The organism is Cupriavidus sp. WS (assembly GCF_000395345.1).
Lineage (GTDB): Bacteria > Pseudomonadota > Gammaproteobacteria > Burkholderiales > Burkholderiaceae > Cupriavidus > Cupriavidus basilensis_B.
In genome coordinates, this window is sequence record NZ_AQPL01000386.1 from 1 (window position 1) to 14622 (window position 14622).

At 58.5% G+C, this 14622-nt stretch carries 10 protein-coding genes and 1 tRNA gene; 3 read left to right on the plus strand and 8 right to left on the minus strand.

From position 1 onward, the window contains the following. Positions 1-154 precede the first annotated feature (154 nt). Positions 155-631, plus strand: a complete 477-nt coding sequence (locus tag K206_RS41890; protein WP_231401696.1) for a hypothetical protein — start codon at positions 155-157, stop codon at positions 629-631. A gap of 371 nt (positions 632-1002) precedes the next feature. On the opposite strand, the gene K206_RS43895 is transcribed toward K206_RS41890, so the two are convergent. Further along, positions 1003-1554: a tetratricopeptide repeat protein gene (locus K206_RS43895; RefSeq protein WP_196812927.1), complete on the minus strand. Its 552-nt coding sequence runs from the start codon at positions 1552-1554 to the stop codon at positions 1003-1005. Between the two features lie 702 nt (positions 1555-2256). On the opposite strand from K206_RS43895, the gene K206_RS41900 reads away from it, so the two are divergent. Continuing rightward, positions 2257-2487 (plus strand): helix-turn-helix domain-containing protein, encoded by a 231-nt coding sequence (locus K206_RS41900; RefSeq protein WP_081651532.1) that lies wholly within the window; start codon positions 2257-2259, stop codon positions 2485-2487. A 1188-nt stretch (positions 2488-3675) separates the two neighbouring features. Here the strand turns inward: K206_RS41900 and K206_RS43155 are convergent. Next, positions 3676-3906, minus strand: a complete 231-nt coding sequence (locus K206_RS43155) for a hypothetical protein (protein WP_020423940.1) — start codon at positions 3904-3906, stop codon at positions 3676-3678. Between the two features lie 554 nt (positions 3907-4460). On the opposite strand from K206_RS43155, the gene K206_RS0127565 reads away from it, so the two are divergent. Further along, entirely contained in the window at positions 4461-4706 is a 246-nt protein-coding gene (locus K206_RS0127565) for a helix-turn-helix domain-containing protein (RefSeq protein WP_029044160.1), read from the plus strand. 853 nt (positions 4707-5559) lie between these two features. Here the strand turns inward: K206_RS0127565 and K206_RS0127570 are convergent. The 6 genes from K206_RS0127570 to K206_RS0127595 form a co-directional block, all read right to left on the minus strand. Then, the gene (locus K206_RS0127570; RefSeq protein WP_020205602.1) at positions 5560-7212 is read right to left on the minus strand and encodes a type I restriction-modification system subunit M; all 1653 of its coding nucleotides are present in this window, start codon (positions 7210-7212) and stop codon (positions 5560-5562) included. A gap of 5 nt (positions 7213-7217) precedes the next feature. Further along, on the minus strand, positions 7218-8366 hold the full coding sequence (locus tag K206_RS0127575; RefSeq protein WP_020205603.1) for an AAA family ATPase: 1149 nt from the start codon (positions 8364-8366) through the stop codon (positions 7218-7220). A 3-nt stretch (positions 8367-8369) separates the two neighbouring features. Beyond that, complete coding sequence (locus K206_RS0127580; RefSeq protein WP_029044161.1) at positions 8370-9590, minus strand: restriction endonuclease subunit S; 1221 nt, start codon at positions 9588-9590, stop codon at positions 8370-8372. Between the two features lie 3 nt (positions 9591-9593). Next, a complete protein-coding gene (locus K206_RS0127585; protein WP_020205605.1) occupies positions 9594-12614 on the minus strand; it encodes a type I restriction endonuclease subunit R in 3021 nt (1006 codons plus the stop codon). Between the two features lie 639 nt (positions 12615-13253). Then, positions 13254-13329, minus strand: a tRNA-Lys gene (locus K206_RS0127590). Between the two features lie 71 nt (positions 13330-13400). Continuing rightward, the gene (locus tag K206_RS0127595) at positions 13401-14516 is read right to left on the minus strand and encodes a YeeE/YedE family protein (protein WP_020205606.1); all 1116 of its coding nucleotides are present in this window, start codon (positions 14514-14516) and stop codon (positions 13401-13403) included. Positions 14517-14622 lie beyond the last annotated feature (106 nt).

Here is a 14622-nt window from a genome sequence, read left to right on the forward strand (position 1 = left end):
TTCGTGGAACAGGGGCAAGGTCAGGCCTTATGCGCCAACGTTGTAGCCAAAAGTTAACTTGAAACCAAAAAATCACGACCCGAACGGCCGGCATATCCGAGTATATGTCAGCCAGATACATAGCCCGGCGTGGCGCGTTCTAGGCCCGTCCGCCGTGAAGTTGTTCGTGGACATGCGCTCGTCTGTCAATGGCACCAACAACGGCAACATTAGTGCCACGCTCGTCAACATGAAGCATCGTGGCTGGAGGTCCTCTGCGACCCTGGCAAAAGCACTTTATGAATTGCGGGCACTGGGATTCCTTGCGATCACTCGCGAAGGCGGACTGAAGATGGGGACCCGCGTTTGCACCCTCTACAGATTCACTGACCTTGAGACGCTTGAGCAACCAAAAGTTGGAGTTTCGTACTGCAAGGCCACCCACGACTATCGAAGGTTTGGAAGTGTTCGTGATGCGGAGCGTGCGCTCATCGAGGGCACAGAAAAGCTACGTGCGGAAGGAGCAAAGAAGCAGTCCTCGAAAGAAAAAAAATCGCCTGTTCATAAAACAAAGCGTATCGCTTCAAAAATTGAACCAGACGCCGACTTTATCGCTACAGAAAACGAACAGGCCACGTCTCTATCGCTTTGATAACTGAACATGGCGCATCGGTCGGACCATAACCCTAAAGCCCGCACCAGCAAAGGATCACCAGGATTCTTCACTGACTAACCGAACTTCCGTCACCCACGTCCAATTTCTGAACACCTCTATATGTTGCCAGGGTAAGCAGGGCGTAAAGGCCATCCATCGGCCCAACGGCCTGCCGCCATTTCTCTCGCATCACACCTTTAAACGTCTCTCGAATCTATCGCAGCTAGCCAAATAACCAATGCAGGCGTAAGAGAAAACACGGGCGCTCCAACCACGCACGCGTGACCCACAGGCCCAGACTCCTTTCCACTGCAACCGCATCAGGCAGTCCAACAGTGGCTCGACAACTACGTTGCGCGTGCCGTCCGTCACCTCCCAGCGGAAATCTCCATATCCAGCTTCCGCAGCACTGCTTTTGCCACCTCATCCCCTGACGCAGCCGCCTTGGCGACCCAAGCGTAGCCCTGCTTCCTGTCCGGATCGATACCGTTACCGCGAAATAACATGACACCATAACCGGCCTGACCAGTCGGGTCACCCGCAAGGGCGGATTGCTGAAACCAATAAAGGGCTCGCTTTGGCTCCTTTGACAAGGGTTTCCAACCATTCAAAAAGCCCATCCCTAAAGCGTTTTGTCCGGCAGCATTATTGGAAACCGCGTCCTTATAGAACGTTGTCACGAAATGCTCTTCGCTGCCCTCTTGGGGCTCTGAAGCTCCCAGCGCTTTGTTGACAAGCGATTCGTGCGCGGACAGCAGGACTTGTGGGCCGGTGACATTGTTCGATCCCTCTCTGGCAATCCGCTTGACCTCATCATTGAGGCGGCCGTACAGCGGCTCGGTTCTGTACGCCGGATAGACGGTAAGAAACTCTTCGGCATCCGCCAGCCACTCCGCTTCTGGAGTCGAGTAGATCTTCACAGCGCCTTCGGTCTTTCGAGCGGTCGCATCGGACAGGAGACGCGATGGCGACGTTGCTGCCGGCGCGTCTTTAGGCCTGGAGCTATCTGACCAACCCTTCGCGTACATGCAGCCTTTGTAAATTCGCTCCTGCGCACGAGACGCCGCGAACGCAGCCCCAATATTCATGCCGTTGGCTAATCCGCCAGTGAACGCGGCGCCGGGGGACGGAGTGGAAACTACTTGACCACTATAACTACCGTAGCTGGTAGCGCCCGTCGCCGAGTTATATGTCGAGCCCCGGACGAGGGCCGTGGACGACCATGGAGATACGTTGTTGTAGTTGACTTGGGGTACTGGTACAGAACCGTGCGACGCACGTACGCAGTAACCGTCGTCTTGGACAAATTGCCTGTCGGCGAGGCTTTTGTCAGTTATTTGGGTGTGGTGCCATGTTGTGCAGCCAGCCAGTGCTACAAGCGCAATCCCCCCCAATAAACCATAGTGCCGCATCCCGTTTCCCCCGTAAGTGAATGCCCGGCATCTCGGCTTCGAAGCTGGCCGTATCTAATCTGCGGTCGACCTCACCTCCACGAGGGACTGCAACGTCTAACAACAACCCCGAGCCATGGTGTGCCCGTCCGAATTGCCAAGCATTGATTTGCATTGATTTGGGTATCATATCCCGTGGTATCGCCTCCGTCAAATGTCGAACATTGGCGCATGGCGAAACCTTCCCCGAAACATGCTGGCAACCCCGCTCTCGTATCAATAGGGAAAACGGCCCGTGCGGCTCGGAAAACTGCAGGGGTTTCGCAGGAACAGTTAGCGCTCGCTACTGACATGGATCGTTCATACATCGGTGGTATCGAGCGCGGCGAACACAATCTCACCGTATTGAACTTGATTAGGCGTGTGCATCACGCACCGGGGAACGCCACAGCGGAACTCTAATTGCGGCCAGACGGATTTCGATAATCCGGCCAGCACCAAGGACGATGCGTGCGCTCGGCCAAAGTAGCGGCCGTCAAATTGCTAAGCTCTGCTAAGGTTCAGTCCGCTGATAGGCGTCGCCTGTTGGTAAAAGTTATGGTTCCGGCGAAAAAACGACCCCGCACCACAACGATTTGCATGTCATGTCGTCCAATCTGATTCTTATGGACTTGCTCGATAGGACTCTAGACCTCCGCGCCGGGCCGATGCCGTCTGTCGTTTCGCACGTTGGGAGAGCCGTAGAACCAGTTCTCGCAGCGGATAGGGCCGCCCCCGGGCGTCGCTTCGGGCGTTGGACTGCAGGGTGTTCGTGTAATGGCATCGAAATCCGTCGCGCCGGGAGCTCCCTCAAGCCGCAGCATCGCCAGCGCCGTGCTCCCGCCTCATCAGCCCCACCACGGGTGCCGCGCCGACCATGAGCAGCCGTGAAATCGCGGAACTGGTCAATTTGTCACGACAAGGCAAAGCCTCGAGCGACTGGCCGAGTGCGGCCGAATCGGTCTTCCCCCATTGGGGGAAAACCTCAATTTGAGGAAATGTCACCTTGATAGCTGGGAGTCCAGCTATCGAATCAGGCATGTCGCTGTTGTGCTCCCATGGGTGTCACTTGCTTGTCCCTAGGGACACAAGCGATGTCAGGCCACTCACCTGATATTTCAGACCAGCCGCCGGCCAAGTCTTGCCACGACAATGTGAAGCGCATCATCGAAATGCTTGCCGACAAGGGAGTTATCACTTTTCCTGCAGTGGCGGAAAAGTCCACCGGCGGCCCGTCCCGTCATGGAATACCACGTCGGCAAGCACGACAGCTACGTCATGTCGCGCATCTCTGTCCCGGAGTTCACCGCGCGCCTCGTTGACCGCTGGCGGAGCTTGAGGCCCAGCAGGCCGTCAACCAGGCCGACGAGATCGACCGGGCAAACCTTATGAAACCTAAGATTTCTGCGAACAGATGGCGCCGCAGGCCGGCACCGAAAACCTTGCAAAACCTGTCATAGGAGATTCGGGAGCAGTACGCGCGCGGGAAATGCCAGAATCCCGGCGCATCGCCCTGCGGCACTGGCTATGGTCGAGCAGCAGCAGGCCGCGCTGGCGCTGGCCGCCCACAAGGGAGGGGGCGTTTTGGGAAACGAGGCCCCCTATTTCCCTTTACCGCGTTTTTTCTGGCGGCAGCAGAATCAGCTCGGGCAGTACCACCTCCTCCGCCTCGTGCTTCTGATACCCGGCTTCCATCAAGCTCGCTACCTGCGCCGCCGCCTCCTTGCTCGCCGTCTGCGCTGCCTCGTTCAGCGTCCCGTCCTTCTGCATTTCCTTGTACATCTTCGGGCGCCACTCCTTCCAGTGTCTTAGCGCCAGTCCTGTGTACTGAAGACCCAGCATTGCCTTCTCCAATATGAGTAGCCCCGCGATTCAATCATATTCGCTATCGATGGCGTTGCGATGTTGAGCCCAAGCCCCGGCGCAGCGTTCATCCCCTGCCAATCAGACAGCGTATCTAATTCTTCCTGGTCGCATAGAGCGCCAGCGCAAAGCTCAAAACCATAGTGATGGCGCAGTAGGCAATGTTGGCCTGGGTGGGGCGCCAGACCGTGAACGTCAAGGGAAGGACATTCGAAGCAGCCAGACATGCCAACACGGTCCTCGGGCATGCGCGATGTTCCTCGATTAGTTCACGGAGCATGAGGAAGACTGTGTATGGACCCAAAACGGCCATTGCCAACGCAGTTCCGACCCCAGCCAGAACACCTCGCCCAACAGCCCGCGCTTGACGTTCCATCCAGACAGAAACGTACAAGCTCAAACCCAAGCCTGCCATCACGGTGTACAAATACAGCGCCACGACATGCCTTTCCATAGTTGCACCATAGGGATTGGAGTTGATTTGGGTATCCTATCCCGTGGTATCGAGTCCGTCAAATGCCGACCATTGGCACATGGCGAGACCCTCCCCGAAACACGCTGGCAATCCCGTACTTGCATCTATTGGCAAGACGGTGCGTGCCATTCGGAAGGACCAGGGGTTTTCGCAGGAAGAGTTGGCGCTCGCTACAGATATGGACCGCTCATACATTGGCGGAATTGAGCGGGGCGAGCACAACCTGACCGTGCTGAATTTGGTCAGAATCGCCAGCGTGCTCGGCACCTCTGCTGGCGAGCTACTCGTTCAGTCTGGCGTGTAGGAGCAGCTTCTGTGAGATTGCGGCGGGCGCGACGTAGCTTCGCTAGGGGGCCGTCTCTACTGCGAGTGATCCACCAGCCGGCGCCGTAAGCTCTGTGGCGAATCGCGCGACTACATGCTTGTTACTGCGCCCTATCGAATGGCATCGCCATCAACCACCACTGGTGGACGAGGCGCCCGCAGTTGGGGACGCCGTCTCCCGAGGCGAGGAGAACCTTTAGAAAACCTATGTTTGCCGCCGCCGTGCACGTCTGGCGCGCCGCACCAGATTTCCTCAGTCTGAGGAATACCGCGGGATTCTCGGGAGCAGTACATGCTGCGAGGGGGGCGCCACTACGAAAGTTTCGTAGCACCCCATTGCATGGGTGGTTCTCGCAGACGTGAGAGCTGAACTTTACGGCTCTCTCAATGCGCTCGACGACGTGGCAGTACGCCCCATGGGCGAATCAAACAGGTCGCGGGCAACATCGTCTTGCCGCGTGCGTTGTTCTGTTCCGCGAGATGGTGCAGCCCCCAGGTTGTACGCCTCCCCCATTTCCCCCATTGGGGGAAGTCTGAGACCCAAAGCACGCGGCGGCCTTGACCGCAAAGCGATCCATGCATGTCGCTGTTGTGCTCCCACGGGTGTCCCTTGCTTGTCGCGTGCTTGTCCCTAGGGACACAAGCGATGTCAGGGCGCTCGCCTGATATCTCAGGCCAGTCGCCGGCTAAGGTTTGTTAAGGTTATTGGCGCACACAATCCGCCAGCGCAACGATCCTAAGAGGTCGGGAAGCGAACGCCAACGGCCAAGCGGTGTAGGTCGGTCGCCGGCCCAGGAGCAGACATCGGGATAGTTTGGCCGAATGTACCGAGGTTAATCGCGATAACCGCCCCCGGCAGGCAGAAGAGGCAAGTGCAACTCCCTCAAGTACTCATTATGCTTCGCTGTCGCTTCCCCGATTTCGCCCTCGATCCTGACCAGCTCGGCATGCGTGGCTGCAAGATCAAACTCCACTTCCTCCCGTGTAGTGCTGACGTACCGCGAAATGTTCAAGTTGAAGTCGTTCTCTGCGATCTCGTTCATCGATACGCGCCGGGCGTAGCGAGGCACTTCCTTCTCCGGCCGCTGCTGGTACGTCTCGACGATCCTGGTGATGTGTTCCTCGGTCAGTTGGTTCTGCCGCTTCCCCTTCACAAAGTGCTCGGCGGCATTGATGAACAACACGTCATCCGGCTTTTTGCATTTCTTCAGCACCAGGATGCACACCGGAATGCCGGTTGAATAGAACAGGTTGGCCGGCAGACCGATCACGGTGTCAACGTGGCCGTCGTCCAGAAGCTTGCGGCGGATGCGCTCTTCCGCGCCACCCCGAAACAGCACGCCGTGCGGCAGGATGATGGCCATCACGCCGTCGTCCTTCAGGTAGTGCAACCCGTGCAGCAAGAAGGCGAAGTCCGCCGCGCTCTTGGGGGCGACGCCGTGGCTCTTGAAGCGCATGTCTTCGCTCATGGCATCGCCAAGATCCCACCGGTAGCTGAACGGCGGATTGGCTACTACCGCATCAAACTGCGGCTTCTTCGCTGGATTGGTCTCGCGCAGAAAGTCCCAGGCGTTGACAAGCGTGTCGCCATGGTAGATTTCGAACTCGGTGTCCTTCACCCCGTGCAGCAGCATGTTCATGCGCGCCAGGTTGTAGGTCGTGACGTTGTATTCCTGCCCGTAGATTTTGCCGATAGTACCGCCTGCCTTCTTCACGCTGTGGCGCACGTTCAGCAGCAATGAACCCGAGCCACAGGCGAAGTCGAACACGCTGTCCAGCTTCTTGCGCGGACCGGTGTCAGGTGACTGGCTGTCCAGCGTGACGATGGCCGAGAGGATGCTGGAGATCTGCTGCGGCGTGTAGAACTCACCTGCCTTTTTACCCGAGCCCGCCGCGAACTGCCCAATCAGGTACTCGTAGGCGTCGCCGAGCGTGTCGGTGTCGGTGGAAAACAGCGACATGCCGCGCGCCAGCTCCGAGATGATCGAGCACAGCTTGGCGTTGCGCTCCTCGTACTTGCGGCCCAGCTTGTCTGAAGCGAGGTTGATCTCCGAGAACAAGCCATGGAAGTTGCTCTGGAAGGACTCTTCTTCGATGTACTTGAAGCCCTTCTGCAGCGTGTCCAGCAGTTGGCCGCTCTGCGTCTTCGCCAGATGTGCGATGCTGCCCCACAGATAGTCGGGCTTGATCACGTAATGCGTCTTGCGGCGCATCTGCTTCTCGAACTCGGCCACGTCGGCAGCGTTCTGCTCGTACCAGCGCGCAAGCGGCGGCTTGGCCTCACCGTTCGCGGCGATGGGGTCAGCCTTCGGATAGTCCGCCCCCAGCTCCTTCTGCGCGCCCTGCTCGTAATTGTCCGACAGGTATCGGAGGAACAGGAACGACAGCATGTAGTCGCGAAAGTCGTCCGCGTTCATCGACCCGCGCAGCTGGTCGGCGATGGCCCAGAGCGTTTTGCCGAGTTGTTTCTGGTCTTGTTCGGTCATGGTGTCTAAGTCTGTTCGCCTGCGAAGAGTGCTGTGCTGAAGGGGTGATTATTGAGGAACTGCCGAAGCGCCCTTCCAAGGTGCTCCCTATTTTCCGGCATCATTTCGCGCGGCTCATACAGCGAGTAGTCGCCATGACTCATCAGATCGATTACTCGCTTGTAGCCCGTCTGGTTCGGATCGACAGCTTCTGATTCCGGCTTGATGCACTCTTCCCATTTACCGTAACCAAAGAAGCAAGCGGTTTGCTCCATTACGCGGCGCATCATGTTGAAGTGATGCGTGTACAAGGCACCGGAACGCTCCGCCTGATGCAATTCCACCAAAGATGACAAGTGATAGAGGAATGGCGTGCTATCCGTTTCCTGAATGGTAAAGCCGCGGCCTCGCCGCTCTCGCGTCAAAAAGTACTTCCTCGACTTGCTTATCTCATTGCACAAGACGTTGAAGAACAACACGTGGTGGGTCGAAATGACCACTCGTACGTCTCTTGGCGGGTCCTTCAGCATTTGCGCAATATGGTGCGCAACCATCACTACGTTGCCTTCGTCGAGTGACGAAATCGGGTCGTCAATGTAGATGTAGCGCACCCACTTGTAGGCCTCCGCCCGGTCCAACACGAGTTGCACGATGGCTAAAAAGAAGCACCAAATGAAGATGCTTTCCTCGCCACGCGACGCCTTAATCGGAATGGGGTCGCCGCTTTCATCTCGTTCCCGGAAGAACATCACCGCCGGAGGTAAGATCACCTCCGTATCGTCAGAGGGGTCCGTTTTGCGACGGTCGTAATCGATATAGAAGTTGAAATCGACATATCGCTCCAAGAACTTGCCGATCTTGACCTCCATTTCAAGCTCGCGAAGACCATTGAAGAACTTCGAGTCGGTATTGAGTTCCAGCATCCGCTCGCGATCGTTCTCCAAATCGTTGTCCCAACTGAACAAATCCTCCGTGTATGCATTGAAATACAAGGTGTCGCGGCTCATCACTGCGCCGTTTTCATCGACCGTCTTCCCGCGGTCTTTGAACGTCGTGGAGAGGCGTGTCTTACCAGTGCCGTTGTAGGCGTAGACCAGGATGGTCCTCTTCGTGTTCAACTCTTCGCGGAGATGCTCCGCCAGCCAAGTCAGATTAAAGTAACTCACGTTGGCCATGCGTTATGCCTCCTCAAGCACGGGGAAGAGCTGCTGCATGAGACCCTTCTTATGGTCCCTCAAAGCGACCATCTTCACAGACTCCTTGGCAATTCGGGCATCTAATGCAAGAAGACAGTTTGCGATCTGCTCTTGCTCGCGCACCTCGGGCTGTGGAAGCGAAATACCGCTGAAGTCCTGGTAGTAAAGCCGCAGCCTGTCCTCCGTGAGACCTCGAGAATGAGAGGTGAACAGCCGCAGCATCTGCGGCAACTTGAATAAGTAGCCGTAGAACGGCGAGTGCACGCCCGATTGCGGTGCAAGTACCACGTATGCCGGGCTGACCATGCACTGTTCGCCTGCGACACCACACGCACCTTGCCACATGCGCATCATGTTGTACGCGATGTCGTACCGATGTGCCTTCTTGTTGCCAGTGGCTTCTGCGAGGTCATCAATGCGACGGTCAAGTGAGGTCCGCTTGACGAGCCCGTCCGTCATCGTCACCGAATAGAGGGGCAGCGAGTCGTTGCCTCTTTCTGAGCGGCTGGCGAAGAGAGTTCCGGCCTTCACCTCCTTCCACTCTGGCCCACCGCGGAACTCAGGGAACCGGAGGCGGGGCAGGGTTTCGCCGCCGCGAGGGAAAAGTTGCTGCATCAGACTACGCTTGTAGGTCTTCAAGGTCTCCACTTTCCGTCCCTGAGCGGCAATCACCTCGTCTAGTGACGTTAGGCATTCGGCGATCTTCTTTTGCTCCCGCTCGCAGGGGTGGGCGAGTGGATACTGACGCATCGAGTCAACATCGCCTCTTGGCATCTTTACGCCTTTGGCTCCGGCCATCACATAGCCGATGAAGGCATCGGACTTCAGTACTGAGGCCAGGAACGAACTGGACAATGCCGCCTTTGCCCGCACGACAATAACGTCGTTTGATGCGCCGCCGTTTCGGTCGGCCTGCCAGACCTTCCTCAGGTACGGTCGGATGTTCGATATCAGGACATCGCCATCTCGATATTGAGTTACGGCGCCGACTGCCGGCAGCTTCGAGGCTGCCACTACACCACCGCAGTCCGGGAGCAAGTTCTCTGTGCTGACGTATTCCGAAGTGGATACACCTGATAGAGGAACCTTCTCGTTCACAAAGTTGGCCATCTCAGCCAGCGGGTCAACGCTCCAATCGCCATTCTCCCGAAACTCGGGAAACCGCAGCTTCGGCACCATCGCTTTCTTGTTCTGCTTCGCCACGCTTCAGTCCTCGTAAGCTTGTAGACCGGAAATTTGGTGGCCAGCGGCACGCTTCTTCAGCAGCGGAACCAACTCAGTCATCAAGGCCAGTTCCTTCTGCGTGCGTGCCTTCCATCCCAGTTCCAGCGGGGCCAGCAGTTCGGTGAGTTGCTCGCCATCGAAGATACGGCGTGCAAGGATGGCGTCCACAAAGACTTGCAACGCCTCCGCGGGCAGGCCGTGCTTGGCGGACAGTTCGTCCAGTTCGCGGGCGGCCCTGGCGGCTTTGAACTGCTGGTAGCCGGCGCGGATGGCGGGCTCCTGTAGGCCCTCTCCAGCCTTGAGGCACATGACGTAGTCAGTGATGTCTTCGCGCTCGTCGATGAACTTGGAGTCGGCCGCGATCAGGCCGATCAACTGTTCACGGCTCATCGTGGCTTTGCCGGGCTTCTTGGTGGAGAAGTCGGCAATGAGCTTCATGATGTAGTCATAGTCGATGGTGGCCGAAGCGAAGAGGACGAACTCGAAGTCAAGTCGGTCCACCTCCTCACTTTTTTCACTCCCCGGCTCGGCCCGCTGCGTGCGCAGGCGTTGCGCGGCTTCGAGGTATTGCCCACGGAAGGCATTCAGCTCGTCCTTGGGCAGTATGGTCTGGATGGCCTCTGCCTGCTCGGGCGTCAGGTCGGTGTACTGGTCTAGCTGGGTTTGCAGCTTCTGCACCTCCTTGAACGTCTTGACAAAGCCGATGCGAGCATCGTCACCCTTGAGGTTGGCGATGTCCTCAGGCTTGCCAGACAAGCCGTGCGCCTGCATGAAGCTCTGCAGTGCCTGCTTCGCCGCCTTGAGCTTGTCGATGACGACGGGCGCCTGGTCCACCAGCCAAATCTCGCGCGCTTTGTCGGCCTTAGCGCCGGAGAAGAGGGCAATGGCGTCATCCACAGCGCTTTGCTGGCCGCGGAAGTCGAGGATGTGGCCGTAGGGCTTGGTATCGTTCAACACGCGGTTGGTGCGGCTGAAGGCCTGAATCAGGCCATGGTGCTTGAGGTTCTTGTCGACGTAGAGCGTGTTGAGGTATTTGCTGTCAAAACCGGTGAGCAGCATGTCGACAACGATGGTGATGTCGATTTTGTGCTGTGCAGCGCTTGGGTTGGCTTTGCGCAGGTCAGCTTCAGGCCACTGCTGGTCCTTAATGCGCTGCTGCACGTCTTGGTAGTAGAGGTCGAACTCCTCGATGCGGTGGTTGGTGCCGAAGCGCGCGTTGTAGCTGGCGATGATGGCTTGCAGCGCCGCCTTCTTGGCGTCCGGCTCCTTCTTGTTGTCTTCCAGCTCTTGCGGCAAATCTTCCTGGATCTGCTTCACGTCAGCGCTCACATCGCCCGGCGGTGAGAACACGGCGGCGATGTTCATCGGTACAAAGGCTGGGTCAGTCTGCTGCTTCTCGGCCTGGGCTTGTTCGAACAGACCGTGGTACTCGATGGCGTCGTTGATGGACGCGGTAGCGAGGATGGCGTTGAACTTGCGCCCGCCCGTGGCCACGTCATGCTTGGCCAGGACGGCATCGACAATAGCGCGCTTAGCCAGCATCTCGCCATGCTTGGGTGGGTTCTTGCCGTCGGGCTTGTAGTAGTCGACGTGAAAGCGCAGGACGTTGCGGTCCTCAATGGCGTGAGTGATCGTGTATTCGTGCAGCGACTGTTGGAAGAGGTCTTGCGTGGTCTTCAGTGTCTTCTCTTCGCCACTAATCTGCTTGTAGCTGGCATTGGCCTCGAAGATGGGCGTGCCGGTAAAGCCGAAGAGCTGGGACTTAGGGAAGAACTCCTTAATGGCCTGATGGTTGTCGCCAAACTGCGAGCGGTGGCATTCGTCAAAGATGAAGACCATGCGTTTGTCGCGCAGCGCTTCGAGCTGGTCAGTGTAGGTGGCCAGGCCGCGCTTCTCGCGGCTCTTGTTGCGCTTGCTGTTCTCGTCCAACGCCAAGCCGAGCTTCTGGATAGTGCAGACGATAACTTTGTCGGATGCTTCATCTGAAATCAGACGCTGCACAAGAGTTCCAGTGTTGGTGTTGGCCTCGACGCAGCCTTCCTGGAATCGGTTGAACTCCTCTCGCGTCTGGCGGTCAAGGTCTTTTCGGTCCACGACGAAGAGACATTTCTCAATAGCCGGGTTGGCCTTGAGCAACGTGGACGCCTTAAAGCTGGTGAGCGTCTTGCCGCTCCCGGTGGTGTGCCAGACGTAACCGTTGCCGCTATTCTCTTCGATGCACTTGACGATGTTCTTGACCGCATAGATTTGGTAGGGCCGCATCATCAGCAGCTTCTGCTCGCTGGCGACCAGTACCATGTAACGGCTGATCATTTGGCCGAGGGTGCACTTGGCCAAGAAAGCTTCGGAGAACTCTTCCAGCCCTGTGATCTTGGCGTTGTCGGGTGTGGCGTACTGGTAGACGGGCAGAAAGCGCTCGTCGGCATTGAAGTTGAAATGACGGGCGTTGTTATTCGCGAAGTAATAGGTCGAGTCGCGATTGCTAACCACGAACACCTGCATGAAACACAGCAGCGTTCGCATGAAACCGTTGCCGGGGTCGTTCTTGTAGTCGACGATCTGTTCGATGGCGCGGCGCGGGTTGATACCGAGCGTCTTCAGCTCGATATCCACCACCGGCACGCCATTGATGAGCAACACCACGTCGAAACGGTGGTGGCTGTAGTCGGTATTGATGCGCAGCTGATTGACGACTTCAAAGGTGTTTTTGCACCAGTCGTCAATGTTGACCAGTGTGTAGTTCAGCGGAGTACCGTCCTCGCGGGTGAAGCTGTTGCGGCGACGCAGAGTTTGAGCTGCGGTGAAGACATCGGGCGTGACGATTTCTTCAAGCAGGCGGGCGAACTCTTCGTTGGAGAGCTTGACGCTGTTGAGCTGTTGGAATTTCTCGCGGAAGTTCGCCTCCAGCGTGGCGCGGTCGCGGATATCCTCACGATGAACGTACTTGAGCTCCTTTAGCTTCGAGATCAGCCCTTTTTCGAGTTCGCATTCCGAAGTTGTCATAAAAATTCCGCTGGTAGTTCCCGTTGGCGCTGGAGCCGCTTAGGGCCTGTTCACATAAAGCTTGGGAATCGCGGTTGCGGCATGGGGATGGGCTGCAACAAGCTGGTTCGCAGCAAGGTGGCGACAGCCCTGATGGCTTGGGCGCCCTCAGCAATTATGTGAACAGGCCCTAGTCCGAGGTGGCAACCTGACATTATATCGGACCAGTTTCAAAAGTCCGACGCCCGCTAGTTTAGGTCTACAGTCGGGCTCGAAGATGCATGAGCCCGGACTGTCGGCCTGCAGTACAAAAAAATGCAGGGCTGATAGGGCCGGCACCGCGGTGAATTTCTTCGTGCGGTCTGGCGCCGCATCGGGGTCAGCAACCCAATGCCGCCTCCGTGAGCCGAGCGATTCTGAGGTTCCGCTCTTGGTCGTTGTGCGGGTCAGGGTAGGAATTTCACCTGGGCAACTTCGGGGTCTCCGCCGACATCCTTTCGCTGCGATCCACCGGCATGAAGCCAGCCCGAAGGCTACCTGAGGCGCACATATCGGCAAGACACCCCTCGCGTTGAGCGAGAACGCCTACATGGTGCCTACATGGCGAAGCACAAACAACAAAGGGTTTGCAGGCACTAACCTGCAAACCCCTCTGGCATATGGTGGGTCGTGCGTGACTCGAACACGCGACCAACGGATTAAAAGTCCGCTGCTCTACCGACTGAGCTAACGACCCGGAAAAACAGAAGCCGCGATTATAGGGAGATCATGGCTTCAATGTCAACCTTCGGGCGCCCGGCGGCTGTGCTAGGCCATGCGCTCAAGGCGCCATATCTGGTAGCGGAAACCCAGCACGGCGCCGGCCAGGATGCCGGCCAGCGCGATGAACGAGCCGATCGCCAGCGTCGACACGCCCGACAGACCCTGCCCGATGGTGCAGCCCAGCGCGGTCACGCCGCCGGCGCCCATCAGGATGCCGCCCACCATGTGGTTGCCGACGTCCTCGGCATTGCCGAAGCCTTCCCAGCGGAACGTGCGCGTGGCCAGCGCGCAGGCGGCGGCCCCGGCCACCACGCCGAACACGCTGACGATGCCGATGGTCAGCACCTTGCTCTTGTCGCTGAACATCATCAGCCAGTCGAGCGTGTAGGCGTACGGCGCGACGAAGCTCAGGCTTTCCATGCGGCCGCTGTTGGTGCCGACGAACAGTTCTTCGAGCGTGTTGGGGTCTTCGGCGACGTAGCCGAGGTGGCCCGACACGTACCACATCGCCACGATGACGAGGCCCACGGCGAAGCCGCCGAGCAGGTTGTCGAAGGTGCGAAAGCCGCGCCCGGCCAGCGCCCAGGCCACCAGCGCGCCGCCCAGCACCAGCGCCAGGCCGAGCTGCAGCGCGGGCCGCGCGATGCCGCTGGCATGCGCGAGCACGGACGGCAGGTCCTGCGTGGTGGGCAGCGTGAGCGCTACCGTATCGACGGTGTTGACGCGGATCACGCCGAACAGGCCGCGCAGCGTCATGTAGGCCGACAGGCCGAGGAACACGAACACCACCAGCGATTTCAGGTTGCCCGCGCCGATGCGCACCAGCGTCTTGCTGCCGCAGCCCGAGGCCAGCACCATGCCGAAGCCGAACATCAGCCCGCCGACCAGCGCGGAGAGCCAGCCCAGCTTGCTGGCGGCGTAGATGGTCTTGGTGGGATCGATGAGGCCGGCGGCGGCCAGCGCGGCGGTGCCGATCATGGCCACGCCGATGGCCAGCCCCCACATGCGCATGCGGTTCCAGTCGCCCATGTTGACGACGTCGGACACCGCGCCCATCGTGCAGAAGTGCGTGCGCTGCAGTACCGCGCCGAACAGGAAGGTCAGGAGGAAGGTGCTGGCCAGCACGATGCGGCTGAGCGCGGCGAGGTCGATTTCGGGCATGGATGTCCGGCGGGGGGAAGCGCAACGGTGGAAACGGGTCGGATCGGGTAAGGAAAGCAAAGCGGTGCCGGCGGGCGCCGCGCGCGACGGCGCGGCCCTGCCGGCC